Below are 24,955 nucleotides of genomic sequence, written 5' to 3' on the forward strand. Positions count from 1 at the left end.
TTGTAACATGAATTATTCGAGCCTTATTTTCGGGTCGAGCCATGCATAAATAACATCTACAAGTATGTTTATAATTACAAAGGTTGTGGCAATAACAAGCACAGCGCCCATAATAACAGGCAAATCTAAAGTGTTTAGTGCTTCAACAACTTCTTTGCCCAGGCCGTTCCACCCGAAAATATATTCTACAAATACAGCGCCTGCCAGCATAGAGGCAAACCACCCCGATATGGCTGTTACAACAGGGTTAAGCGCGTTTTTAAGTGCATGTTTACAGATAATCTGCATCTCACTTAAGCCCTTTGCCCTTGCGGTGCGGATGTAGTCCTGCCCCATAACTTCTAGCAGCGAATTGCGCATTAGCTGTATTACCACACCAAGAGGTCGTATGCCCAACACTATAGCGGGCAGGATAAGGTTTTTCCATTGTATATAGGTGCCTTCGCCAAAATCATCAACCTCATAAAGGCTGCCTGTCATATTAAGGTTGGTATAGCGGTGCAGCAGGAAACCGAATACCCACGCAAAAAGTATGGCAGCAAAAAAAGAGGGCAGGCTCATGCCCAGGGTGCTTACCAGTGCAATAGTCCTGTCGGTGCCTGTGTCTTTTTTAAGCGCGGAAACAACGCCCAGTGCAACACCTGTTACAATGGCTATAAATATGGCGCTAAAGGCAAGCACTATAGTGTTAGACAGGGTATCGCCAATAACCTGTGTTACTTTTTTGCCACTTTTCTGGAAGCTCTCACGTAGGTAAGGTGTTTTTATAACCATGGTTGTTGTACCTATTGTAAAAAGTGGTAATGCAGTATATTTATCTTGAGAAAGATAAGTATAATCATCAGCATTGGTACTGTGGAATGATACCGGCGATAAATCGTTAAGGTAGTACAGGTACTGCGTGGCTACGGGTTTATCAAATCCATATTTTTTACGGATTATCTCCAGTTGCTCGCTGTTCTCGTTCTGGTCGAGCATCATCCTTGCAGGGTCGCCGGGCAAAACGGTAAACAGAAAGAAAATAACAGTTACCACGCCAAAAAGCGTGAGCAGTGCATAACCTGATTTATATAGTAGGTACCTTATCAACCGCTGTTATTTTGTGTAAGGTTTTTTGTACGCCTTTTCAAGTTCCGAAGCTATAAATTGCTTTTCGTTAATACCGTTCCAGTCTTTCATAATATTACCGTTCCAAAGGTAAACAATGCCCGGTGTGTCTTTATCGTTACCCAAAACTTTCCAGAAGGTAATGATGTCAAGTACTTTATACGGATATTTAGCCCCGGCATACTTAAAGAAATCAGGTATCAGGTTGGCTTCTTCATCCATAAAGATAATTTGCAGTTCGGGGAAATCTTTGTTTTTTGCTTTTAGCGCAGTAAGCTCTTTGGCAGCATCGCGGCAATGCTCGCAACCCGGTGCAAAGAGGGCAATTATTTTTTTGCCTTTATCTGCATTAGGGAAATATTGTGAGTAAACCGATTTTACCTTAGCCGGCTCATTTACCGTTACAGGGGCAGGTGTTGCGGCAGTTGCTGCTTCCTGTGGTTGGGTAGTAGCAGCCGGAGTATCTTGTGGTATTGTTGCCGTAATTGCTGTATCAGCAGGTATAATATTGGTATCGTCTTCAAAAACCGTATCAGTTTCAGCACTTGGTATCCCAGAAAGATCAGGTTGTTCGGCCTGTACTGGCTGTATCGGTGCTGCCATAAATACACCCAGTATGCAGGCGAATAGAACTGTTGTAAGCACCCAAATGTTTCTGTTTTTATAATCTGCAGGCAATAGCCTGTACAGCCATATCAGCAATACTACCGATATAACATTTTTTATGATGGCTTCAACAGGCGTCATAGGCAATAACTCGCCAAAGCAGCCGCAGCTACCGGAGTTGCCGTTACTAATGGTATCTATGGTAAGGTGTGCTATAAATACCACTAGCATGGCTATCGTGGCAGGTATAACCAAACGTTTAAGATAGTGTGGTTGCAGTAATAACAGCCCCAGCGCAAACTCTATACCTATCAGTGTCCTTGAAAAATAAGGAGCAAAAGCTTCAGAAAAGCCCATGGTATATAATTGCTTAACCTCGAAGGTTGAAATAGCAAAATATGGCGACGGGTATAGTTTTGCTACTGCTGAAAGCAGGAACAAAAAGGCAATAAGAATGCGTATTACTATGGCAATGGTTCTTTTGTTGTTTTCCATCTGTTACTGTTTTTCTTCAAAAATAAGGCTAAAATTAACCCGATTTGTTAATGACTTGTTATTGATTAAAACCTATGTGTATTAAAGCAAACACAGCATAGTTTATCATGTCCTGGTAATTGGCATCTATCCCTTCAGATACTATGGTTTTACCTTTATTATCTTCTATCTGCTTTACGCGGAGCAGCTTTTGCAGTATCAGGTCGGTAAGCGAGCTTACCCTCATATCGCGCCATGCCTCGCCATAATCATGGTTTTTGGCTTCCATCAGGGCTTTGGTTTGGGCTGTTTTTTCATCATACAGCCTTGCTGCCTCATCGGCAGAAAGGTCAGGCTGCGAGGCAATGCCCTTTTCAAGCTGTATAAGCGCCATTACCGAGTAGTTGATTATCCCTATAAACTCGCCGGTTTCATCTTCATCTACCCTGCGCACTTCATTTTCCTGAAGGCTGCGTATGCGCTGTGCCTTTATAAAAATCTGGTCGGTTAAAGAAGGCAGCCTTAATATGCGCCAGGCACAACCGTAATCTTTCATTTTGTTGATATACAGCTCTCTGCACTTTGCAATCACGCTGTCATATTCGGCTGAGGTATTACTCATTTAAGTAGTATCTTTGTGTGAAGATTCAAATGTAGTAAAAAACGCCCCAATACAAAAGGGGTACAGCCAAATCAGACTATGCTTATTAACTGCAGGGGCACATTAACCGACCTTTCATCGCCAAAAATAATGGGTATTTTAAACTGTACCCCCGACTCTTTTTATGATGGCGGAAAATATAAAGATGAGGCAGGACTGCTGCGCCAGGCCGAAAAAATGCTTAACGACGGTGCTGATTTTATTGATGTAGGTGCTTACAGCAGTAAGCCTAACGCTGACCATGTAACGAATGAAGAAGAGTTAAAACGCGCCGTGTCGGTGGTGGAGCTGCTGCAAAAGAACTTTCCCGACGCACTGGTATCTATCGATACTTTCAGGGCTGATGTGGCCGAAGCCTGTGTACATGCGGGGGCTGCGATAGTAAATGACATTTCTGCCGGAAGGCTTGACGATGCCATGATGGAAACCGTAGGCAGGCTGAAGGTGCCTTACATCATGATGCATATGCGGGGTACACCGCAAACTATGGTTAAGCTTACCGATTATGAGGATATTGTAAAGGAAATGCTGTTTTATTTTTCTGAACGTATTGAGGAAGCTCGAAAGCATGGTATAAACGATATTATTATAGATCCCGGCTTTGGATTTGCAAAAACATTGCCGCAAAACTATGAGGTGCTGCAAAAGCTGGAATTGTTTAAAATGACAGGACTCCCAATTTTAGCAGGAGTGTCGCGCAAATCTATGATTTATAAATTACTGGGCACAACGCCTCAGGAAGCTCTTAACGGTACTACCGTACTTAATACCATAGCACTTGCCAAAGGCGCTAATATATTGCGTGTGCACGATGTAAAGGAAGCTGCTGAGGCGGTGAAGATTTTTAAACAATTTGAAAATTAGCCAATTTGAAAATTTGAAGATTCTTCTCAGAGAACTAATTCTTCAATTTTTAATATTAAAATCTTCGATCATAAATCTTCAATCATAAATCTTCAATCACCTATGATGATACGGCTCATTACGAAGTATGGTAAATGCCCGGTACACCTGCTCGATAAAGAATAATCGCACCATTTGGTGAGAGAACGTCATGGCTGATAACGAAATCTTGCCCTGTGCTTTGCTATACACAGAATCCGAAAAGCCGTAAGGCCCGCCGATTACAAACACAAGTGTTTTAATCCCTGAGTTCATTTTCTTTTGCAGCTCATCGGCAAAGCCCTCACTACTAAAACTTTTTCCATTCTCGTCGAGCAATATTAACTGGTCGGTAGGGGTAAGTTTAGAGAGTATCAGTTCGCCTTCTTTTTCCTTTTGCTGTGCCTCGCTAAGGTTTTTTACGTTCTTGATGTCAGGTATTACCTCAAGGTCAAATTTGATATAGAAAGACAGTCGCTTCAGGTAATCGTCCATCAGCGTTTGTAGTGCCTTGTTATCCGTTTTGCCTATAGCGAGTAGTTTGATATTCATTTTTTAAAGCTGATTAGCTATTGTATTGAATCCTGACAAGGTGTAATATTCAGTTTCTCAATTCCCCTGCGGAAGCGTTCAGCAACATATACCTTACCTGCTTGCTTTCCTCTGGAAGAACTTCCTGAAATATTAATATGATTCTTAAACAAAACAGCTTTAAGGCTGTCTATATTTGTTGTACAAATTATGATGTCATTGGTGTATTCTAATATTATACTGCTTTTGCTGTCATAATATTCAATTTCATTTCGTATTTGCTGAAGATACTCCTTATTCCTTTCCGACAACCACTCAAGCTTTAATGCATCATTCATACGTTGAAGGGCTTTTTGCTGGTAGCCTGCACCAGCCTCTAACATTGCATAACCTGTTAAAGGCATTAGATCTGATTCATTATTTAAATCATTGATCTCTATAGGTTCCCAAACTTCATAAGCTTTCTGGATGTTTTGCTTGGCAGACTTCATATCACCTATAAGCTGGTAAACGCCCGCTTTTAGTTGAAAATAGACAGGGCTATCGGTATAGTCTGCAGAATATTTTTCAAGTAATTGAAGTGACTTTTCATACTCGCCTTCCTGATTATAGTTATCGATAGCATGCATTAAATAGTCAAAATTGTCAGTATTTGTTTTATAAGCCTCTTCAAATTTTAAAGCTGCTTCTTCGAACTTCCCATCATTCATTAGAATCTTTGCTTCATCAGCTTTTTTTATAGCTCTGGCAACATCAGCTTCTGTGACGCTATTACTACCGCCTTTACAGCCTAATACCATAATGAATGTGAATAAAATCAGAAAGTATTTCATATTGTTTTAGTAATTGATTATGATTATGTGAATTAATGCTTTTTTCTACCTAATCATCTCAATAAACTCATCTTCACTGATAATCTTCACGCCCAGCTTTTGCGCTTTTTCCAGCTTGGCAGGGCCCATATTATCGCCTGCGACCACATAGTTAGTTTTAGATGAAATGGAGCTGCCCACTTTGCCGCCGTTATCTTCAATAGCTTTTTTAAGCTCATCGCGTGAGAATTTGGCAAACACACCCGATACTACAAAAGTATTACCTGCAAGCTTGTTGCTTACAGTAGTGCTTGCTACATCTTTAACCTCAAGCTGAACGCCATAGCCTTTAAGCCGTTCAATAAGTGTCCTGTTCTGTTCATTCTCAAAAAAGTCAACTACACTTTGTGCAATGCGTTCGCCTATTTCATCTACCAAAATCAAATCCATCAAAGAGGCAGTGGCAAGATTATCTATAGTTTTATAATGCTTAGCGAGTTTTTTGGCAACTGTTTCGCCCACATAACGAATACCCAGCGCATACAACACCCGCTCAAAAGGTATTTCTTTCGACTTCTCAATGCCGTTGATAAGGTTTTCCGCCGATTTATCCGCCATACGCTCCAGTGGTACAATCTGCTCTTTTTTAAGCTCATATAAGTCGGCATAGTTTTCTATAAGCCCTGAGTTATACAACAAAGCCACCGTTTCGCCGCCCAGCCCTTCAATATCCATTGCCTTGCGGGATATATAGTGCTGCACGCGCCCTATTATCTGTGGCGGGCAGCCGTAAAAGTTAGGGCAGTAATGCTGTGCCTCGCCTTCTTTTCTAACCAGCTCGGTTAAACATTCAGGGCATTTGTGTATGTATTCGGTAGGCATAAGGTCTTCTGGCCTTTTGGTAAAATCTACAGCTATAATTTTAGGTATTATTTCGCCGCCTTTTTCTACAAATACTGTGTCACCTACTCTTACATCCAGTTTTTCAATCTGGTCTGCATTGTGCAAAGATGCACGTTTTACAATAGTGCCTGCCAGTTGTACCGGCTCCAGGTTGGCAACAGGGGTAATAGCGCCTGTGCGCCCCACCTGGTAAGATATGGAGTTGAATTTTGTAGAAGCCTGTTCTGCCTTAAATTTATAGGCAATAGCCCAGCGTGGCGACTTGGCGGTGTAACCCAGTTCTTCCTGTTGGTGTATGTCGTTGACTTTTATAACCACTCCATCCGTTTCATAGGGCAGGTCGTGGCGGTGGGTGTCCCAGTAATCTATAAAAGCCAGTAATCCCTCCATATTTTGGGCAAGCTTCGCTTCTTTTGGTACTTTAAAGCCCCAATTACGGGCTTTTTCAAGGCCTTCATATTGTGTGGCAATGGGCAGGTTATTTCCTATAATAGAGTAGAGCAGGCAATCCAGCGGGCGTTTTGCTACCAGTGCGCTGTCCTGTAATTTAAGGCTGCCGGAAGCTGTATTTCTTGGATTGGAGTAAGGTGTTTCGCCAAGCTCGATAAGCTCCTGGTTCATTTTGGCAAACCCTTCAAGCGGAAGGATGATTTCTCCGCGTATATCAAATTTTTCAGGATAATCACCCTTTAATTTTAAAGGGACTGATTTTATAGTGCGAACATTTGTGGTAACATCATCTCCCTGAAAGCCATCGCCCCGGGTAACTGCTTTTGCCAGCTTGCCATTTTCATAAGTTATACTTATTGATGCGCCGTCATATTTCAGCTCGCAGGTAAATTGCACAGGTGCATTACCAAGGCCGCGTTGCACACGGGCTTCCCAGTCGGCAAGCTCTTCCTTAGAGTAAGCATTATCTAATGAATACATGCGGTGCTCGTGCACAACAGTAGTAAAGTTTTTGGTAATGCCGCCCCCCACGCGCTGGGTAGGGGAGTCTTCATCAAAAAATTCCGGGTGTTTTGCTTCCAGTTCCTGAAGTTCTTTCATTTTCATATCAAACTCCAGGTCGGTAATTACCGGTACATCCAGTACATAGTAATTATAATTGTGCTGTTGCAGCTCTTCGCGCAATGCGGTTATTTTTTGAAGAATATCCATTTACCCAATTTATTGATGCGCTAATTTAGCCAAACTTTTGCGAGTATAAAACAAAAACCTATCTGCTTAAAACATATCTTCAAGCTGGCGGTACAGCGTTCCGTCGCTTAAAATAGCGCCCTGCTCTATCAATGCAAAAACCTCTGCATTGCGGTCTTCACCAAAAGCCTTTTTACCGCGTGTTACCTTTACCTCTTCAGAAAATATATTTTCGTTAAGCCATTGCAGCCCACCTGCGCTCATAAAATCAATGTGGGTAGCATGGGCGTGTATTACTATGCTTTCCATTTCTTCCCTGCCAAGCTTAAATACAAAAATGTGGTTCTTGCTGTAATGTTCCAGCCACTCGGCTTTGTCAACCACGGCATCCCATATCAGGTCGCTGAAAACATCCAGTTCCTGCTCGGCTACTTCCGGTTTTTCGGCTTTAATGGTATCCCATTCATTTTTATCTATTTGTTGTGAAGCAAGAAAGCGTATAAATTCGGGATGAAGTTCTTCAAGCTGTTCTTTTGTCAGGCGGGTATATTTCATCTGTAAAGTTTCAGGTTTAAAGTTTAAAGTTATTTGTTTCGTCAGTTTAACCATTAACCAATTCCATGATTAACAATCCGTAAAGTGCGTAAATAAAAAAGCCTCCCGGGTTAGCGGAAGGCTTTTTTTATAATCGTATAGATTAGTTTTGCTGATCAGCAACAATCTCGTAAGGAAGCTCAACGATAACATAGCGGTGTAGCCTTACGTTAGCAGTATATTTACCGGTACGCTTAACGATACCACTGTTTATATACTTCTTCTCTATGCTGTGTCCGTTTTTCTCAAGAGCTTCGGCAATATCAGCATTGGTTACAGAACCAAATAGTTTTTCGCCGCCTGCTTTTGCAGAAATTTTTATTTCAAGGCCTTTAATCGCTTCAGCAATTTTGTTAGCATCGTCTACAAGCTTTTGCTCTTTAAATGCCCTTTGCTTAAGGTTTTCTGCCAATACTTTTTTTGCAGTTGGGGTTGCTACTGTAGCAAGTCCCTGAGGAATTAAATAGTTACGGCCATATCCGGGCTTTACTGTAACGATATCATCTTTAAATCCTAAATTCTGTACGTCCTGTTTTAGTATAAGTTCCATAATATTGCCTCTTTTTTATTTTAGTAAATCAGCCACATATGGCATTAATGCAAGGTGACGTGCCCTTTTAATAGCTACAGATACTTTTCTCTGGTATTTAAGAGATGTACCGGTAAGGCGGCGCGGAAGTATTTTTCCCTGCTCGTTAACAAATTTCAGTAGGAAATCAGGATCTTTATAATCTACATATTTAATACCTGATTTCTTGAAACGGCAATACTTTTTAGTCTTGTTCGTCTCTATGTTTAAAGGCGTAAGATACCTGATATCTCCGTCTTTTTTCCCTTTAGCTGACTGTTCTATACTTGACATAATTAGTTTGCTTTAGATTTTAGTTTTTCTCTCCTTCTTTCTGCCCATGATAAAGCGTGTTTGTCAAGGCTTACGGTTAAGAAACGCATAATCCTTTCATCGCGCCTGAATTCAGTTTCAAAGCCAAGCATAACTTCGCCTGATGCTTTAAACTGGAAAAGGTGGTAAAATCCGCTTTTCTTGTGCTGGATTTCATAGGCCAGTTTTTTAAGGCCCCAGTCTTCTTTTGCTACAATCTCGGCACCCTTAGAAGTAAGATAATCTTCAAATTTACTTACTGTTTCCTTTACCTGGGTTTCAGATAAAACGGGATTCAAGATGAAAACAGTTTCATAGTTGTTCATAATGATAAATTTTAATGTAAAAATTGGGTGCAAAAATAGTAATTTTTATTTATTGCGCAAGGTTTAAAAATGCTTTTTTCTATTAACAAAAATGGTAATTTTCTTTATATTTGTAATCACGCCCAACAAAAAAAGCTTATATTACCATAAACCTTACTAATAAGACCTGAAATGAAACTTAACTGTGTAGTTGTTGATGACAGCACCATACATAGGATAACTATAGCTAAACTGGTTAACGAACATCCGGACCTTAATCTTATTGGTGATTTTTCGAATGCTTCCGAAACCCGCGCCTGCATTTTGCACAAGGATGTAGATTTGCTTTTCCTTGATATAGAAATGCCGGTACAAACGGGATTTGACCTGCTTGACGGGCTAAAGGCAAGGCCCCAGATTATTTTTGTTTCGGCAAAATCTGATTACGCCTTAAAGGCTTTTGACTATGCCGCAATAGATTACCTGCACAAGCCCGTTACCAAAGACCGTTTTAACAAAGCGGTGCAAAAGGCGATAGAACTTCACCAGATGCGAAAGGAAGTGCCTGAAGAGGAGGGAGAGTTTATTTTTGTAAAGAGTAACCTTAAGAACCTTAAGATTTACATTTCGCGAATTAAATGGATTGAGGCCTTTGGTGATTATATTAAGATTATTACAGACGAAGGCTCTCACTTGGTACTAAGCACCATGAAATCTTTTGAAGCCGAACTGCCATCCGATACGTTTTTAAGGGTACACAAATCATACATCATCAATATTGAAAGGGTAGAGCGCTTTAACAGCAAGTTTGCCGAAATAGGTACTACACAAATACCACTTAGCCGTAATAAAAAGGAAGACCTTGCAAAAGCAATTAGTAATCTTCAATAAGGATCTGCATTAACAGACACCCTTACCGACCTATACTGGGGTATAGCCTCAAAACTTGATAATGCCCTTTCTATAACAGCTTTTGTACCCGCCAGCGCACTGCCCTGCGGTATTTTTATCATTATTGTACGGATGTATTCATTCCTTATCCTGCTTATGGCAGGTTCCTCCGGGCCAAGTACAGGCGTATTGAGATTATTGCTCAGCACATTATACAGCCACATGGCCCCGTCTTTTAGCTTTTCAAAATCTTTGTGTTTAAGCGTTAGCTTTACAAGCCTGTAAAATGGGGGGTACTTAAAATTATTCCGCTCATAAAGCTGTTCTTTATACATAGCCTCATAATCATTATCCGTAACCTGCTGGATGATATTGTGCAGCGGGTTGTAGGTTTGTATATATACCTTGCCGCGTTCATCTTTGCGCCCTGCACGGCCCGCCACCTGTACCATCATCTGGTAAGCACGCTCAAAAGCCCTGAAATCTGGCTGGTACAGCATATTATCGGCATTGAGTATCCCCACAAGCCCCACATTATCAAAATGTAATCCTTTGGCAAGCATCTGCGTGCCAACCAGTATATCTATTTCCTGATTTTTAAACGCATCAATAATTTTTTCATAGCCATATTTTCCCCTTGTGGTATCCTGGTCCATTCGCCATGAATTTTTATCAGGAAAAAGCTCTTTAAGTTCCAGTTCTATCTGCTCAGTACCAAACCCTTTTGTAGAAAGGTCTGCCGAGTGGCACTGGTGGCAATGGGTAGGGTTGGCTATATGGTAGCCGCAATAATGGCAGCGTAGCTGGTTTTTATACTTATAGTAGGTAAGGCTCACATCGCATTGGGGGCATTGCGGCACGTGCCCGCAGGTCATGCACTCTACCCACGGCGAAAACCCCCTGCGGTTCTGGAAGAGTATTGCCTGTTTACCATTAGAGAGTGTTTCGGCAATCGCTTCGGTAAGCGTGTCGCTAAAGTGCCCAGTCATGCGTTTGCGTTTGTACTTGTCTTTAAGGTCAACCAGTACAATTTCAGGAGGCACTACTTTGCCATAGCGTTCTTTAATTTCGGCATAGCCATATTTACCGTGTGTGGCGTTATAGTAGCTTTCTATGCTTGGTGTGGCAGAGCCTAATAAAACCTTTGCATTAAAATAGCCGGCCAGCACTATTGCCGCATCACGGGCGTTGTAGCGAGGGGCAGGGTCCTGCTGCTTAAAACTTTGCTCGTGTTCTTCATCTATTACCACCAGCCCGAGGTTTTGGAACGGCAAAAACAGAGCCGACCTTGCCCCAATAATAACCTGTGCCTTTTCTGAACCCTGCAAAACCTGTTGCCAGGTTTCTATGCGCTCGTTATTGGTGTATTTAGAATGATACACTGCCACCTTATTGCCAAAATGCGCCGTAAGCCTTCTTACCAGTTGGGTGGTAAGCGCAATTTCCGGCAGGAGGTATAAAACCTGTTGGCCGGATGCTATATATTCCTCAATAAGTTTTATGTATATTTCGGTCTTGCCGCTCGATGTTATTCCGTGCAGCAAGGTTACAGGGTGTTTTGCAAAAGCTGCCTTTATATCCTGTAAAGCCACTTGCTGTTTTTCGCTAAGGTTAAAGCCTGTATCATCAGCCTGTTTAAACTGTATGCGGTCTTCTTCAAGATGATATTCTTCAAAAATGCCTTTGTCTGCAAGTGCTTTAATAACTGCAACAGAAACCCCTCCGGCTTCTGTGAGTGTTTTAGCCTTAACAGGTTTTTTGGAAGTGGCCTGTAACTGAAAGTACTGCAATACTGCCTCACGTTGCTTTTTAGCGCCGGAGAGCATATCGAGCAATTCGCTTAGTTTATCCTGTTGCAGAAACTCATCCTGCAGGCGTATGTATTTTATGGTTTTTGGCTTATACTTTTCGCTTATTTCTTCTTTAAGCGAAACTATATTTTTTGCGATAAGGCGGTTAATGACCGGCAGCACAGTTTTTTTATTAAGTATGCCGGTTATTTCCTGAATTTTAAGAGAGGTTTGTTTTTGCAGTGCCTCATAGATGAGGTATTCTTCATCTGTAAGGCTATCCTGCTCAAAATTGTCCTGTTTTTGCGGTATTATAATGGTTTCGCTTTCCAGCAGATAGCCCGACGGCATAGCCGAACGATATACATCGCCTATAGTACACATATAATAGGAAGCTATCCAGTGCCAGTGCTCTAACTGTGCAGGAGTAACAACCGGAGCATCATCCAGTATTTGGTGAATGTCTTTAGCCTCGTAAAGCTGCGGCGGATTTTGGTGCAGGTCTTTAACCAATGCCGTGTAAATTTTACCGCGCCCAAAGGGTACCGCTACACGCATGCCCGGCTGTAAAAAAGCATATTCTGCTTCGTTTACGGCATAAGTAAAGGTTTTAGGCAGTGCCAGGGGTAAAATTACTTCGGTGAAAAACGGCATAGGCAGTATTTGATACAAATATAACCTTATGCGGGCATAAAAAAAAACACTCCGCACAGGGAGTGTTTAGGGAAACTATTATTCCAATGTATTTTATACTCTTGTCCAGGTCTGGCTCCTGCCCAATAAAGAGAAGCCAAGATATCCTCTTACATTCAGTTTGTCTTTACCTTCCAGTTTAATGGTGCAACTGTACAATTTGCCCTTGTTAGGGTCAAGTATGTCGCCATCGGTATATTCATCACCATCTTTTTCAAGCCCGCGGATAATTACCAGCCCAAGTATCGGCTTGTCTTTATCAGAGCCTTCACATTTAGTGCATTTGGCATTTTTCTTGGCAGGGTTTAAAATTTCTACCACCTTGCCGTAAATTTTACCATTTTGCTCATAAATTTCTACAATGGATTTAGCCTCACCGGTTTCGTCGTCTATTGTTTTCCATTTACCGATAACTCCCTGTGCAGCAGCCGAGAAAATACCCGCAACTGCAACCATAACGAATGTTAGAAAGTATTTTTTCATAATAACCTTATTAGTTTTTTGTTAAATATATAAATTTTTTCGTTTCAATTTATGAATTAACGCATTTAATTCGAAACCCAGCAGCAAAATAAAGCAGTTAATCCATATATACAACATTAATACAAGTAGCGTGCCAATAGAACCATATAGTTCATTATACTGTGCAAAACGAGTAACGTAAATACTGAAAAGGTATGATGTTATTATAAAAAGTATGGTTGTAAATACTGAGCCATAGCTGAAGAAAGCAGCCTTTTTTGTTTCTTTTGCAGCGAATTTAAACAGAACAGATGTAGTAGTTAAAATCATAAGTACCAAAAAAGCATAGCGTCCTATTTCCAGCAAATAAACATCATCTGTAAGGAAACCGTTGCTTTTAAGTATGTGGATTATAACCTCGAGTGTTATAATGGCGGCAACCGTAATAATAAGTAATACCGAAAGAATAAGCGAAAGTCCTATGGCAAGCGCATACTGCCTTAAAAACGTACGCTTTATGGTAATGTGCATGGAAGACTGAAAACCGCTTAATATGGCATTCATGCCGTTACTCATAAGTAATATTGCCAGTAATATACCTGTAGAAAGCAGGCTGCCGTAACTGGTTCCGGTAATGTCTTCTATAATTCCGTGAATGGCCTCATAGGTGTTGGGCGGTACATTTTCTTCTACAAACTGTAGAAAGTCATCCTGGAAATTTTCTACCGGTATGTGCGGTATAAGGTTAAGTATAAAAAGCGCAAAGGGGAACAACGACATAAAGAAACTAAACGCAATGGCACCCGCCCTGTAAGAGAGATCGCCTTTAACGATGCCTGTAATATAAAGCTCGCTCAGGTGGTAAAGCGTCAATCCTTCCGACCAGGGGAGCTTAATGCTTTTACCAAAGCGTACAACCTGCTTAATTACAGGTATGCGTTCCAGCTTATGTTCCAGTTCCGCCGACATTAAAATGCTTTTAGGCTCAGGTCCATATTATAAACCGAATGGGTTATAGCGCCTGACGAAATGTAATCTACCCCGCATTTGGCATATTCGCGCATGTTGCTCTCATTGATGCCTCCGGAAGATTCTGTCTGGCAGAAATCGCCTATCAGGGCTACTGCTTCGCGGGTCTGCTCATAATCAAAATTATCCAGCAATATGCGGTGCACGCCCGGGTTTTCCATAATTTCGCGCACTTCGTCGAGATTGCGGGCCTCTACAATTATTTTAAGGTCCAGTCCCTTCGCTTTAAGATAGCCCAGTGTTTTTTGTATGGCGGGGGTAATGCCTCCTGCAAAATCAATGTGGTTGTCTTTCAGCATTATCATGTCATAAAGCCCGAAGCGGTGATTTTTGCCTCCTCCTATGGTTACTGCCCATTTTTCGAGGGCGCGTATGCCGGGCGTTGTCTTGCGGGTATCGAGTATTTTTGTAGTGGTACCTTTAAGTAATTCGGTATATTTATTTGTTTTGGTAGCTATGGCACTCATGCGCTGCATGGCATTAAGCACCAGCCTTTCGGACTTTAGTATGCTTTGCGAGCTGCCGCTGATATGAAAAACCACATCGCCGTGCTGCACAGGCGAACCATCTGTTATAAATGTTTCCATTTTAAGGGCAGGGTCAACATAGGCAAAAACCTGTTTGGCAAAATCTACCCCGGCAAGTATGCCGTTATCCTTAACCAGCAGCTTTGCCTTGCCAGTAACATCGGCAGGAATACAAGCCAGCGAGCTGTGGTCGCCATCGCCCACATCTTCGCGAATGGCGTTTGCAATAATTATATCAAGTTCTTTTTGAAACTGTTTGTCTGAAATCATGCTTTTGTATGGCTTTTCTAATTGTATAGCTAAAATAGCGGTTTTTTTTGAGAATGATGTGTAAGGTTGTGCAGAGTTTACAGGACTATAGAATAATATTTTTTAATGCAGTTTATTTATGAATGATGTAAATATTTACTTTAGCGGAATTAACTGACTAATAATTATAAACATGAAAACAATTAAGTATTTTGGTTTTTTGCTGGCATTCGCGTTACTGTCTTTTCAGGGTATAAGTAATGTTCAGGAGGTTTCAACGGCAACTGTTGTTACGGCTGAAGGCGGTTACTTTGATGTGTATTTAAAGAACAACTGCTCTAAAGAAGTAAAAGTAACTGTAAAAGCCGACGGATCATCTTCAACATCAACCTACAAATCAGGCGATAAAACTAAAGTTCCTGTAAAAGCGGGTTATGAAGTTTCGGTTGACGGGAAATTGCTTATCAAATTAGCTGAATCTGACAGCGGTAAAGAAATAAATCTTTGCAAGTAATTTGGTTAAAATATTAATAGGGCTGTTTTAAAAGTAATTTTGAAACAGCTTTTTTCTATAATTTATTTTGAAGTGTTCCCTTCTCTTCTCCCAAAAGTTTAGTAAGGTATTCAATGCCTTTGTTATTTACATCTTTTAAAGTCTCAGTATCAGGCTCATTATTAAGATTTCGAAAACTAATTTTGATATCATTTTGATCGATTAAAATTATACTATCAATTTTCGAAAGTGGTATTTTATATTGGAGTCCAAAGTCTCTCCTTGTGTAATTAAAGAGTAGAAACAGACCAGCACCAATTATTAAGACGGGAAGAATTATTGATTTGAAGTCGTTATTATAAAAGAAAAAGCCTGTAAGGATAATCCCAATTGCTACTAAGAAATCCTGCTTGTTAGCAATACGACTAAAGTTGTCTCTTTTAGAGACTGTACTTTTTTCAATAATATCTTTTGTTTCAGACCAATTACCGGTAGTGGTTAAATAAAGATTTTCATTATCTATATTTATATAGCCGTTGTGGTATTTAAAGAAATGCTTCATTTGTTAGTTTCAAGTTTTGTAAAAATAGTAATAATTCTAATTTTTTAATTCTGAAATCTAACCTCTGAATTTAGATTATCCCACATTAATCGTCTTGCCCTTAAAGCTTTTCCTGCCTTTTTCAAAGTAAAAATCGATTTGGCCCAGGTTAATGCCATAGCAGCCCACCTGGTTTACCAATACTTCCTTGCCTTCCAGGTTCTCTGCAACATACGGTTTGCTTAAAAAGGTGTGGGTGTGCCCGCCAATAATAAGGTCTATGTTTTTGGTGGTGCGTGCCAACACAAGGTCGCTTACCTTTTCTTTGTCTTTATCATAAATAAAGCCCAGGTGCGAAAGGCATATCACAAGGTCGCACTGCTCATCGTTTTTAAGGATGCGGCTCATATCCTGCGCTACATCTATGGGGTTAAGGTAAACCGTTTCTTTGTAGAGCTTTTTATCTACAAGCCCGTCAAGCTGTATGCCCAACCCGAATATGCCGACTTTAATCCCGTCTACCGTAAAAATTTTGTAGGGCTTTACAATGCCATCAAGCACTGTATTTTTAAAATCGTAATTAGCCGAGACAAAATCAAAATTGGCGTGGGGAAGTTGCTTATAAAAACCGTCTATACCATTATCAAAGTCGTGGTTGCCCAGTGTGGCAAGGTCATACTTCATCATGCTCATTACCTTAAACTCCAGCTCCCCGCCATAGTAATTAAAATAAGGCGTACCCTGAAATATATCGCCGGCATCCAGCAGCAGGGTGTTGGGGTTCTCGGCCCTTAGTTGTTCTACAAGTGTAGCCCTTCGCGCTGCCCCACCCATGTTGGGGTGCTTGGGGTCGTCTGCGGCAAGCGGGTCTATATGGCTGTGGGTGTCGTTAGTATGCAGTATGGTAATACGTTTGGCACTTTCGGTTTCGGGTGTGTTGGCAAAACTGCTTAATGACAGCCCGCCAAATACCATTGCCGATCCTGCTGCTGATTTTTGTATAAAATCTCTTCTTTTCATTTTTACTACTCAATAATTATACGTTCAGAGGCATTAACCGGCAAAGTGTCAACTTCCGTAAAATAATCAATATAAAGGTTCCTCAGCTTGTAGTCCATATCATAAGATGCGGTTGCCTTTTTAAAGAAATCCATGTGGTCGCCGCCGTTGCTCAGGTAGTCAGATGTGGCAACATAATAAATCCTGCTATTATCCACCGGTTGCCCCTGAACGGTAACCCGCTTAACCGAATTGTCTTTATCCATCACAATCTGCATCCCTGCAAGCGGGTGGGGTTTGCGCTCGTTGGCAATATAGGCTGCAATTTCCCATATCTGTTGTCCTTTCAGGGCCATGATAATTAGGCTGTTCTCAAAAGGCATAATCTCATAAGCGGTACGGGCGGTTACAAAGCCATGTGGTATTGTTGCGCGTATGCCGCCGTGGTTAAGCAGGCATATATCAACGTGTTTTTTTTCGCGGATGTAAAATATCTTATCGGCTTTTTCAAAAGTTACATCGGTCATAAGGTTGCCAATGTTGGTTTGCCATTTGCCTTTGCTTTTATCAAAAGTTACGGGCGACCATGCTAAAACACTGTCAAGGTCGTTATCAATGTGCTCACGGTAGGGCGCTATAAAATTTTCAATTTGGCTCTGGGGGGCATATTGTTCCGTTACAGGAATTTTTTTGCCGTCAACCCTGTTGCTGTAAAATTTTTTTGGCCCGCAGGAAGTAAAGGCAATGAGCGTTAAAAATAACACAAACATATAGTATGCAGCGTTATTCTTTTTTAGGTTTATCATTTGTGATGACACTTATTTGAAGTAATTTTGCATTCAATCAGTAAAGGTAAGATGTTTTTGAAGTTTATTAAAAACTTTGGCTTAAAAAAAACCATTAAGAAATTATTAGCCAAATATCAACCAGGCCCTATGCCCGATGCCGTTAACACATTAGGTGTAGTTGTAGATGAACGGTATTTTAACGACAGGAATGCCATTGTAAAAGAGCTTGTTAAGCATGGCATAGCCGAAAAAAACATTGAACTGCTGAGCTACAGGGAGCGGCTAAATGCAAAAGAAACGGTAGACTGCTGCTACTATACCTATAAAGATATAGATGCCGAGGGAACCTTTAAAAAGGATGATGTTGCAGCATTTATAAACAAGCCATTTGATATGCTGGTAAGCTATTATGATACCGACAGTTATCCGCTTATGCTGGCAACGCTTAAGAGCAATGCAAAGTTTAAAGCAGGCTTTTCGGCTACTGACAGCCGTCTTCATCATTTTATGGTAAATACCACAGCCGAAAAGCACAAAGAGTTCCTTGCAGAGCTTTTTAAATATTTAAAAATCTTAAACAAAATATAACTATGCAGGCATTAACAGGTACAGGCGTAGCACTGGTAACCCCTTTTAAAAAAGATTTTTCAGTAGATGTTGAGGCGCTGAAAAGAATTGTAAACTTTCAGGCAGATAACGGTATAAATTACCTTGTGGTACTGGGTACCACAGCAGAGTCTGCAACGCTGAGCAAAGAAGAAAAACAGCTTGTTATAGATACGGTTACAGAAGCAAATGCAGGCCGCCTGCCACTTGTTTTAGGGGTAGGGGGAAATAATACTTCTGAAGTTTGTGAAGAGCTTAAATCACGCAACCTTGAGGCTTTCACCGCTATACTGTCGGTATCGCCATATTACAATAAGCCAACGCAGGAAGGCATATACCAGCATTTTAAAGCAGTTGCCCAGGCATCTCCGTTGCCAGTAATCCTTTATAACGTTCCGGGCAGGACAGCCAGCAACATGCTGCCTGCAACGGTAATGCGCCTTGCAAATGACTTTAACAACATAATCGGTATAAAGGAAGCCGCCGGAGATATCGTTCAGGCTATGAAGCTTATACAACATGCACCAAAAGGCTTTTTAGTAATATCGGGGGATGATATGATAACGCTGCCGATGGTGCTTGCAGGCGGGGCCGGGGTAATATCGGTAATTGCCGAAGGTTTCCCAAGGCAGTTTTCGGACATGGTGCGCCTGGGTCTTGAAAGTAAGGCAGATGAAGCTTATAAACTGCACTACCTGCTTGCCGATGCTATAGATATGATCTTTGAGCAGGGCAACCCTGCGGGTATAAAAGCTGTATTTAAATCGCTTGGGCTTTGCGAAGATGTTTTAAGGCTGCCGCTTGTAAATGTGAATGAAGACCTTGCCAACCGTATTGATGCTTTTGTAAAGAAAATAGGATAGGTTCCGGTTTTTTATGCAATAAAACCTTTATATATGAGTTTAAGGAGATGCCGAAAGGCATCTTTTTTATGCTGTTAAGGTTACAAAAAAAAGATTTTGTAGTGTGTAATTATTAACTAAATTTGCAGTTGCTTTAAAATCCGGCGGCGGCTGTGGCTAAAACTTAATCAGACAAATGGCGAAATACCTCTATATATTATTAATTGCCGTATTATTTACATCTTGCAGCGAATACCAGAAAGCACTTAAATCAGAAGATTTAAAGCTGAAGTATGAAGTTGCCGACAAGATGTATGAGAAGGAAAAATATACTAAAGCCATACGCCTTGTAGAGCAGATATCGCCTTCTTATAAAGGTAAAAGACAGGCAGAAAAGCTGTTTTACATGTACCCGATGGCATTGTATAAAACCAAGCAATACTTTACTGCCGGTTACCAGTTTGAGTATTTTACATCTACCTACCCGACGAGTGAAAAGCTGGAGGAAGCTTCTTTTCTGGGGGCCAAGAGCTATTATATGCTTTCGCCTAAATATTCACTTGACCAGGAAAGTACCTATAAGGCGCTTGACAAATTGCAGCAATTTATAAACCGTTTCCCTAACAGCCAGTATATGCCCGAGGCAAACCAACTGGTTAAGGAGCTTAATGAAAAACTTGAAAAGAAAGCATTTGAAATTGCAAAGCAGTACCACACTACTGCTGAATACTTTGGCGACTTTAACGCTGCAATAAAATCGCTTGATAATTTTATATTAGACCACCCGGGTACCATTTTTAAAGAAGATGCCCTGTATTATAAATTTGATGCCGCTTATACGCTGGCTATAAACAGTGTGCAGTCTAAAAAACTGGAAAGGCTGGAGGCTGCAAAGGGCCACTATGCCGCACTGATAAAGTTTGCCCCCGAAACAAAATACCGCAAAGAGGCAGACGAAAAACTGGAAAAGCTGAATGCTGAATTACAACAAATATCTAAATAATAACGAGTCATTTATGGATTTAAAGAAAACCCATGCTCCCGTAAACACTGTTACCTACAACAAGAGCAAGATTGAGGAACCGACCGGTAACGTATACGAAGCTATAACCATTATAGCTAAAAGGGCTAACCAGATCAATACCGAAATTAAAAAGGAACTGATCGAGAAGCTTGAGGAGTTTGCTACTTATAATGACAGCCTTGAAGAAATTTTCGAAAACAAAGAGCAGATAGAAGTTTCTAAGTTTTACGAAAAGTTGCCAAAGCCTCATGCACTTGCTGTAGAAGAGTGGCTTGATAATAAAATATCATACAGGGAACCAAACAAGTAACAGCATGTCAGTTTTAAGCGGTAAAAAAATAATACTGGGTATATCCGGTGGCATTGCCGCATATAAAACAGCATCGCTGGTAAGGCTTTTTATAAAGGCAGGTGCACAGGTACGCGTTATCATGACACCTGCCGCTAAAGATTTTGTTACCCCCCTCACATTATCCACACTATCTAAAAATCCCGTAAACTCTTCTTTTTATAATGAAGAAGATGAAAATGCGGTGTGGAACAATCATGTAGAACTGGCACTCTGGGCTGATTTATTCCTTATTGCCCCTGCAACAGCCAACACACTTTCTAAAATGGTATCGGGTAGTGCCGATAACCTGCTTATAGCTACCTATCTTTCTGCTAAATGCCCTGTTTATTTTGCTCCTGCAATGGATCTTGATATGTACAGGCACCCGTCAACACTTACGGCTTTCGAGAAACTTACCGCATACGGTAATATCATGATACCTGCCGAATCTGGTGAACTGGCAAGCGGGCTTTCGGGTGAGGGACGTATGGCAGAACCTGAAAATATTATTGCTTTTATAGAAAAGCATATAGAAGATGCATTACCGCTTCGCGGAAAAAAAATACTGGTTACCGCAGGCCCCACATACGAAGCTATAGACCCCGTGCGTTTTATAGGAAACCATTCATCAGGTAAAATGGGATATGACATTGCCCTTGCCGCCGCAAATGAAGGTGCCGAAGTAATACTGGTTAGCGGGCCAACCCACCTGCAACTGAAGCATGATAGTGTTACGCTTTTACGCGTTACCTCGGCAGAAGAAATGTATAATGCCTGCCATGAGTATTTTGCGGGGGTTGATGTTGCCGTAGCTGCCGCAGCAGTAGCGGATTACAGGCCTAAAACAGTGGCTGTACAAAAAATAAAAAAAGCAGATGCTGAGTTTACCATAGCATTAGAGAAAACCAAAGATATCCTGGCCTCTTTGGGTGAGGTAAAGCAACAGCAGTTTTTAATAGGTTTTGCGTTAGAGACAGAAAATGAAACTGAGAATGCAAAGCTGAAGATTAAAAGAAAAAACTTAGATTTGATAGTTTTAAACTCGCTTAATGATGAAGGTGCCGGTTTCGGCAAACCCACCAATAAAGTTACCTTTATAGATAAAGATTTTAATGAAGAAGAAAAAGAGCTGAAAGCCAAAGAAGAGGTAGCAAAAGATATAATTAACAAGATAAAATCACACTATAATGTATAGATGGTTAACAATAGCAGCGGTACTATTTGCTTTTACGGCCCATGCACAGGAACTTAACTGTACTGTTACCGTGAATTCTGACAGGATTACCGATGCGAACACGCAGATTTTCAGGACGCTGGAAACCTCATTAAATGAGTTCATGAACAGTACCCGCTGGACATCGCGCAACTTTAGCAGGAACGAGCGTATAGACTGTTCTATCTACATCAACGTTTCGGCTTATGACTCTAACAGCTTTAGCGCTACCATGCAGGTACAATCGTCAAGGCCGGTATATAACAGTACTTACCAGTCGCCTATATTAAACTTTAACGATAAGGATATAAGCTTCAGGTATCTCGAAAACGAAACATTACAATATAACCCCAATGCTTTTACATCTAACCTTATTGCACTAATGGCTTATTATGCCAATATAATAATTGGTATGGATGCCGATTCGTTTGAGCTTAACAGCGGTACGCCTTACTACCAGGCTGCACAAAACATGGTAGGGCTTGCACAGGGTAGTGGCTACAGAGGCTGGGGCCAGCAGGACGGTAACCAAAACAGGTTCTTTTTAATAACCGACCTGTTATCAAATACATTCAGCCCTTTCAGGGAGGCACTTTATGATTATCACAGGCAGGCGCTTGACGTTATGTCGGAAAACCCTAAAGCAGGAAAAGAAAAAGCGCTTGCTGCAATAAACACACTTGCAGAGGTAAACAAAGTGCGCCCGAATGCGTTTCTTACCCGTATCTTTTTTGATGCCAAGTCAGATGAAATTGTCTCGATTTTTTCAGACGGCCCAATTGTTACCATAACCGGGCTTGTAGATACGCTAAACAAGATATCTCCGCTTAATTCTTCCAAATGGAGTAATATAAAATAGTACATTTGTGCAAAACACCGCACATTGGTATGTTGCAAACATTACACATTAAAAACTTTGCTCTGATAGAGCAGCTACATATAGATTTTTCGGAAGGCCTTTCTATCATAACAGGCGAAACCGGTGCAGGTAAATCAATATTACTGGGTGCGCTCGGGCTTGTTTTGGGCAACCGTGCCGATTTAGGTTCGCTTAAAGATAAAGAGCAGAAATGTGTTGTAGAAGCACATTTTAAAATCACCGATTACAGCCTTAAACCTTTTTTTAAGGAGAATGACCTTGATTATGATGATATAACTATAATCAGGCGCGAAATACTGCCATCGGGTAAATCGAGGGCATTTGTAAATGACAGTCCTGTTAACCTGCAGGAGCTGCAACAGCTTGGCGATTTCCTTATAGATATACATTCGCAACAGCAAACAAGGGAGCTTTCGGATGAGCAATACCAGCTTTATATTTTAGATGCCATTGCAGGTAATAACAACCTGTTGGCTGAATATAAAAAACAGCTTGCTGCTTATAAAAGCATAAACAGGCAACTGGCAAAAGCAAAAGAGCAGAAAGAAAGCCTTACCAAAGAACATGATTATAACAGCTTTTTGCTTCAGGAGCTTACAGATGCCAACCTTAAGGCAGGGGAGCAGGAAGAGATGGAGGCCGAGCTTGAAAAGCTAAGCAATGTAGAATTCATTAAAGAATCGGTTGCAAGGGCACTTGCAATTGCAGAAGAAGAGCAGGTAGGTGTGGTGCAAAGCCTTAAAGAAATAAAAAATGCACTGCAAAAAATAAGCGGATTATCTGTAGGGTATAATCAGTTTTACGAGAGAGTAAACAGTGTACTGATTGAATTTGATGATATTGTTGCAGGGCTTAGGGAAGATGCCGACTTATTGTCTGATGATCCGGAGAGGCTTGAGCTTATCAACCAAAAGCTACAGCTAATTTACAGCCTGCAGAAAAAGCATACCGTTGCCAAAGTTGAAGAGCTTATAGCTATTCAGCAGGAACTGGAAGGAAAGGTGTTGCAGTCGGATGAGTTAGATGCGACAATTAAAAAACTCGAAGCAGAACTTTCAGCTATACAAAAAGCTACAGATGAAACAGCAGCAGTACTTTCTGAAAAAAGAAATGCTGCAATACCAAAACTAACAGATAAGGTAACGGCTATACTCGCACAGCTTGGCATGCCCAATGCACGCTTTAAGTTTGAGCTTACCGATACAGGGCAATACTATGAAAATGGTAAAAACAGCGTAAGCCTATTGCTTTCCGCCAATAAAGGAACCGATTTCGGGCTGCTTAAAAAAGTAGCTTCGGGAGGTGAGATGTCGCGCATTATGCTTGCGGTAAAATCGGTACTGGCAGGATACTCAAAACTTCCTACTATAATTTTTGATGAGATAGATACGGGAGTAAGCGGTGAGATATCCAATAAAATGGGAGACATTATGAAAGAGATGAGCAAAGCCATGCAGGTTTTTGCCATAACACATTTACCGCAGGTGGCCGCAAAAGGCGACCGCCACTATAAAGTGTTTAAAAGCATACAGGGCGAAACAACTGTTTCTGAACTTAAAGAGCTTACAGGCGAAGGCAGGGTGCAGGAAATAGCCGAAATGCTTTCGGGTAAAGACATTACCGATTCTGCGCTTAACCACGCAAGGGCGTTGCTTAACTGAAAAAATGCTATATATTTGTTTTTGATATAAACCAGCAAACTCTAATTGATATGCATAATTTACTAAAGGGCAAAAGGGGGATTATTACCGGAGCCTTAGACCAGAACTCTATAGCCTGGAAAGTGGCTGAAAAAGCACACGAACAGGGGGCAACATTTGTATTAACCAATGCACCTATTGCCATGCGTATGGGTGAAATTAAAAACCTTGCCGAAAAAACAGGTTCAGAAATTATTCCTGCCGACGCTACCAATGTAGATGACCTTGCCAACCTTTATACCAAAGCCCAGGAAATACTTGGTGGTAAAATAGATTTTGTGCTGCACTCTATTGGTATGAGTGTTAACATCAGGAAAAATATACCTTATACAGATTCTAATTACGATTATTTTATGAAAGGTATAGATGTATCTGCCCTTTCATTACATAAAATGCTTAGCGTTGCCATGAAGATGGACGCAATAAGCGAAGGCGGAAGTGTTGTAGCCCTTACATATATGGCGGCACAACGCACTTATCCGTTTTATACTGATATGGCAGATATTAAGGCAATGCTGGAGTCTATAGCGCGCAGCTTTGGTTACCATTATGGTGTAGAGAAAAAAGTGCGTGTTAATACCGTGTCTCAGTCGCCAACAAAAACAACTGCCGGAACAGGCATAAAAGGTTTTGGCGATTTCTATAGCTATGCCGATTCTATTTCGCCATTGGGCAATGCAGATGCCGAATCATGTGCAGATTATTGTATCACACTCTTTTCAGATCTTACCCGTATGGTCACTATGCAGAATCTTTTCCATGACGGAGGTTATTCATCCACAGGTGTAAGTTCTGATGTTATGGATAAGTTTGCTACAGAATAAGTAATAAGCACTCAATACTTTAGTTAAAAAAGAGCCTTAATAAGGCTCTTTTTCCTTTTTTATTCACTAAATAGGTAATAAATGTTCTGTATGCACAATTGAGTAACTTGTTTTTTAACATAAAATTTTGATTTGTTTCGAAATTTAATCATAATAAAATATGTTCAGCATGTTAAAT

28 protein-coding genes are annotated in these 24,955 nt (G+C 40.9%); 11 read left to right on the forward strand and 17 right to left on the reverse strand.

Annotated elements, in window-relative coordinates:
• Positions 1-12 precede the first annotated feature (12 nt).
• Genes Q0K96_RS05485 through Q0K96_RS05495 form a run of 3 tightly spaced genes read right to left on the reverse strand, consistent with a single transcriptional unit; the run spans position 13 to position 2,809 of the window.
• Positions 13-1,089 (reverse strand): ABC transporter permease, encoded by a 1,077-nt coding sequence (locus Q0K96_RS05485; protein ID WP_297333002.1) that lies wholly within the window; start codon positions 1,087-1,089, stop codon positions 13-15.
• Positions 1,090-1,095: 6 nt separating this feature from the next.
• On the reverse strand, positions 1,096-2,208 hold the full coding sequence (locus tag Q0K96_RS05490; protein WP_297333003.1) for a MauE/DoxX family redox-associated membrane protein: 1,113 nt from the start codon (positions 2,206-2,208) through the stop codon (positions 1,096-1,098).
• Between the two features lie 58 nt (positions 2,209-2,266).
• Positions 2,267-2,809, reverse strand: a complete 543-nt coding sequence (locus tag Q0K96_RS05495) for a DUF1599 domain-containing protein (protein ID WP_297333004.1) — start codon at positions 2,807-2,809, stop codon at positions 2,267-2,269.
• A 78-nt stretch (positions 2,810-2,887) separates the two neighbouring features.
• Between Q0K96_RS05495 and folP the strand changes: the two genes are divergently transcribed.
• A complete protein-coding gene (gene folP / locus Q0K96_RS05500; RefSeq protein ID WP_297333005.1) occupies positions 2,888-3,712 on the forward strand; it encodes a dihydropteroate synthase in 825 nt (274 codons plus the stop codon).
• A gap of 96 nt (positions 3,713-3,808) precedes the next feature.
• On the opposite strand, the gene rlmH is transcribed toward folP, so the two are convergent.
• The 7 genes from rlmH to rpsF form a co-directional block, all read right to left on the reverse strand.
• Complete coding sequence (gene rlmH, locus Q0K96_RS05505) at positions 3,809-4,282, reverse strand: 23S rRNA (pseudouridine(1915)-N(3))-methyltransferase RlmH (RefSeq protein ID WP_297333006.1); 474 nt, start codon at positions 4,280-4,282, stop codon at positions 3,809-3,811.
• Between the two features lie 17 nt (positions 4,283-4,299).
• The gene (locus tag Q0K96_RS05510) at positions 4,300-5,094 is read right to left on the reverse strand and encodes a tetratricopeptide repeat protein (protein ID WP_297333007.1); all 795 of its coding nucleotides are present in this window, start codon (positions 5,092-5,094) and stop codon (positions 4,300-4,302) included.
• Between the two features lie 45 nt (positions 5,095-5,139).
• Positions 5,140-7,137, reverse strand: coding sequence for an NAD-dependent DNA ligase LigA (gene ligA / locus Q0K96_RS05515; RefSeq protein ID WP_297333008.1), 1,998 nt, complete (start codon positions 7,135-7,137; stop codon positions 5,140-5,142).
• A 66-nt stretch (positions 7,138-7,203) separates the two neighbouring features.
• Entirely contained in the window at positions 7,204-7,671 is a 468-nt protein-coding gene (locus tag Q0K96_RS05520) for a DUF6495 family protein (protein WP_297333009.1), read from the reverse strand.
• 142 nt (positions 7,672-7,813) lie between these two features.
• Positions 7,814-8,260: a 50S ribosomal protein L9 gene (gene rplI, locus Q0K96_RS05525; RefSeq protein WP_297333010.1), complete on the reverse strand. Its 447-nt coding sequence runs from the start codon at positions 8,258-8,260 to the stop codon at positions 7,814-7,816.
• Between the two features lie 15 nt (positions 8,261-8,275).
• Positions 8,276-8,572, reverse strand: coding sequence for a 30S ribosomal protein S18 (gene rpsR / locus Q0K96_RS05530; RefSeq protein WP_297333011.1), 297 nt, complete (start codon positions 8,570-8,572; stop codon positions 8,276-8,278).
• A gap of 2 nt (positions 8,573-8,574) precedes the next feature.
• Positions 8,575-8,916 carry a 30S ribosomal protein S6 gene (gene rpsF, locus Q0K96_RS05535; protein WP_223051887.1) on the reverse strand — a complete coding sequence of 114 codons (342 nt, stop codon included), beginning with the start codon at positions 8,914-8,916 and terminating at the stop codon, positions 8,575-8,577.
• A 171-nt stretch (positions 8,917-9,087) separates the two neighbouring features.
• Between rpsF and Q0K96_RS05540 the strand changes: the two genes are divergently transcribed.
• Complete coding sequence (locus Q0K96_RS05540; protein ID WP_297333012.1) at positions 9,088-9,786, forward strand: LytTR family DNA-binding domain-containing protein; 699 nt, start codon at positions 9,088-9,090, stop codon at positions 9,784-9,786.
• Here the strand turns inward: Q0K96_RS05540 and priA are convergent.
• From priA to nadC, 4 genes are all read right to left on the reverse strand, one after another.
• Positions 9,780-12,230, reverse strand: a complete 2,451-nt coding sequence (gene priA, locus Q0K96_RS05545; RefSeq protein WP_297333013.1) for a primosomal protein N' — start codon at positions 12,228-12,230, stop codon at positions 9,780-9,782. The genes Q0K96_RS05540 and priA overlap by 7 nt on opposite strands.
• A 93-nt stretch (positions 12,231-12,323) precedes the next feature.
• On the reverse strand, positions 12,324-12,752 hold the full coding sequence (locus tag Q0K96_RS05550) for a DUF2147 domain-containing protein (protein WP_223051890.1): 429 nt from the start codon (positions 12,750-12,752) through the stop codon (positions 12,324-12,326).
• Positions 12,753-12,773: 21 nt separating this feature from the next.
• Positions 12,774-13,700: a YihY/virulence factor BrkB family protein gene (locus tag Q0K96_RS05555; RefSeq protein ID WP_297333014.1), complete on the reverse strand. Its 927-nt coding sequence runs from the start codon at positions 13,698-13,700 to the stop codon at positions 12,774-12,776.
• The gene (gene nadC, locus Q0K96_RS05560) at positions 13,700-14,557 is read right to left on the reverse strand and encodes a carboxylating nicotinate-nucleotide diphosphorylase (protein WP_297333015.1); all 858 of its coding nucleotides are present in this window, start codon (positions 14,555-14,557) and stop codon (positions 13,700-13,702) included. The genes Q0K96_RS05555 and nadC overlap by 1 nt, the downstream gene beginning before the upstream one ends.
• Before the next feature lie 172 nt (positions 14,558-14,729).
• On the opposite strand from nadC, the gene Q0K96_RS05565 reads away from it, so the two are divergent.
• Positions 14,730-15,050 (forward strand): hypothetical protein, encoded by a 321-nt coding sequence (locus tag Q0K96_RS05565; RefSeq protein ID WP_297333016.1) that lies wholly within the window; start codon positions 14,730-14,732, stop codon positions 15,048-15,050.
• 55 nt (positions 15,051-15,105) lie between these two features.
• Here Q0K96_RS05565 and Q0K96_RS05570 read toward each other — a convergent pair whose 3' ends face one another.
• The 3 genes from Q0K96_RS05570 to Q0K96_RS05580 form a co-directional block, all read right to left on the reverse strand.
• A complete protein-coding gene (locus Q0K96_RS05570; RefSeq protein WP_297333017.1) occupies positions 15,106-15,591 on the reverse strand; it encodes a hypothetical protein in 486 nt (161 codons plus the stop codon).
• 75 nt (positions 15,592-15,666) lie between these two features.
• A complete protein-coding gene (locus tag Q0K96_RS05575; RefSeq protein ID WP_297333018.1) occupies positions 15,667-16,590 on the reverse strand; it encodes a metallophosphatase in 924 nt (307 codons plus the stop codon).
• Between the two features lie 5 nt (positions 16,591-16,595).
• Entirely contained in the window at positions 16,596-17,375 is a 780-nt protein-coding gene (locus Q0K96_RS05580; protein ID WP_297333019.1) for a 5'-nucleotidase, read from the reverse strand.
• 57 nt (positions 17,376-17,432) lie between these two features.
• Here Q0K96_RS05580 and Q0K96_RS05585 point away from each other — a divergent pair, with 57 nt between their 5' ends.
• The 8 genes from Q0K96_RS05585 (at position 17,433) to Q0K96_RS05620 (ending at position 24,777) form a co-directional block, all read left to right on the forward strand.
• Positions 17,433-17,945 (forward strand): hypothetical protein, encoded by a 513-nt coding sequence (locus Q0K96_RS05585; RefSeq protein ID WP_297333020.1) that lies wholly within the window; start codon positions 17,433-17,435, stop codon positions 17,943-17,945.
• Positions 17,946-17,947: 2 nt separating this feature from the next.
• The gene (dapA, locus tag Q0K96_RS05590; protein WP_297333021.1) at positions 17,948-18,826 is read left to right on the forward strand and encodes a 4-hydroxy-tetrahydrodipicolinate synthase; all 879 of its coding nucleotides are present in this window, start codon (positions 17,948-17,950) and stop codon (positions 18,824-18,826) included.
• A 175-nt stretch (positions 18,827-19,001) separates the two neighbouring features.
• On the forward strand, positions 19,002-19,808 hold the full coding sequence (bamD, locus tag Q0K96_RS05595; protein ID WP_297333022.1) for an outer membrane protein assembly factor BamD: 807 nt from the start codon (positions 19,002-19,004) through the stop codon (positions 19,806-19,808).
• Between the two features lie 13 nt (positions 19,809-19,821).
• Positions 19,822-20,139 carry a DNA-directed RNA polymerase subunit omega gene (locus Q0K96_RS05600; RefSeq protein WP_223051900.1) on the forward strand — a complete coding sequence of 106 codons (318 nt, stop codon included), beginning with the start codon at positions 19,822-19,824 and terminating at the stop codon, positions 20,137-20,139.
• 4 nt (positions 20,140-20,143) lie between these two features.
• Complete coding sequence (coaBC, locus tag Q0K96_RS05605; protein WP_297333023.1) at positions 20,144-21,355, forward strand: bifunctional phosphopantothenoylcysteine decarboxylase/phosphopantothenate--cysteine ligase CoaBC; 1,212 nt, start codon at positions 20,144-20,146, stop codon at positions 21,353-21,355.
• Positions 21,348-22,232 carry a DUF4835 family protein gene (locus tag Q0K96_RS05610; protein WP_297333024.1) on the forward strand — a complete coding sequence of 295 codons (885 nt, stop codon included), beginning with the start codon at positions 21,348-21,350 and terminating at the stop codon, positions 22,230-22,232. The genes coaBC and Q0K96_RS05610 overlap by 8 nt, the downstream gene beginning before the upstream one ends.
• 29 nt (positions 22,233-22,261) lie before the next feature.
• Positions 22,262-23,914: a DNA repair protein RecN gene (recN, locus tag Q0K96_RS05615; RefSeq protein ID WP_297333025.1), complete on the forward strand. Its 1,653-nt coding sequence runs from the start codon at positions 22,262-22,264 to the stop codon at positions 23,912-23,914.
• 50 nt (positions 23,915-23,964) lie between these two features.
• Positions 23,965-24,777, forward strand: coding sequence for an SDR family oxidoreductase (locus Q0K96_RS05620; RefSeq protein ID WP_297333026.1), 813 nt, complete (start codon positions 23,965-23,967; stop codon positions 24,775-24,777).
• Positions 24,778-24,955 lie beyond the last annotated feature (178 nt).

This window comes from Flavobacterium sp. (assembly GCF_024305175.1).
Classification (GTDB): domain Bacteria; phylum Bacteroidota; class Bacteroidia; order Flavobacteriales; family Flavobacteriaceae; genus Flavobacterium.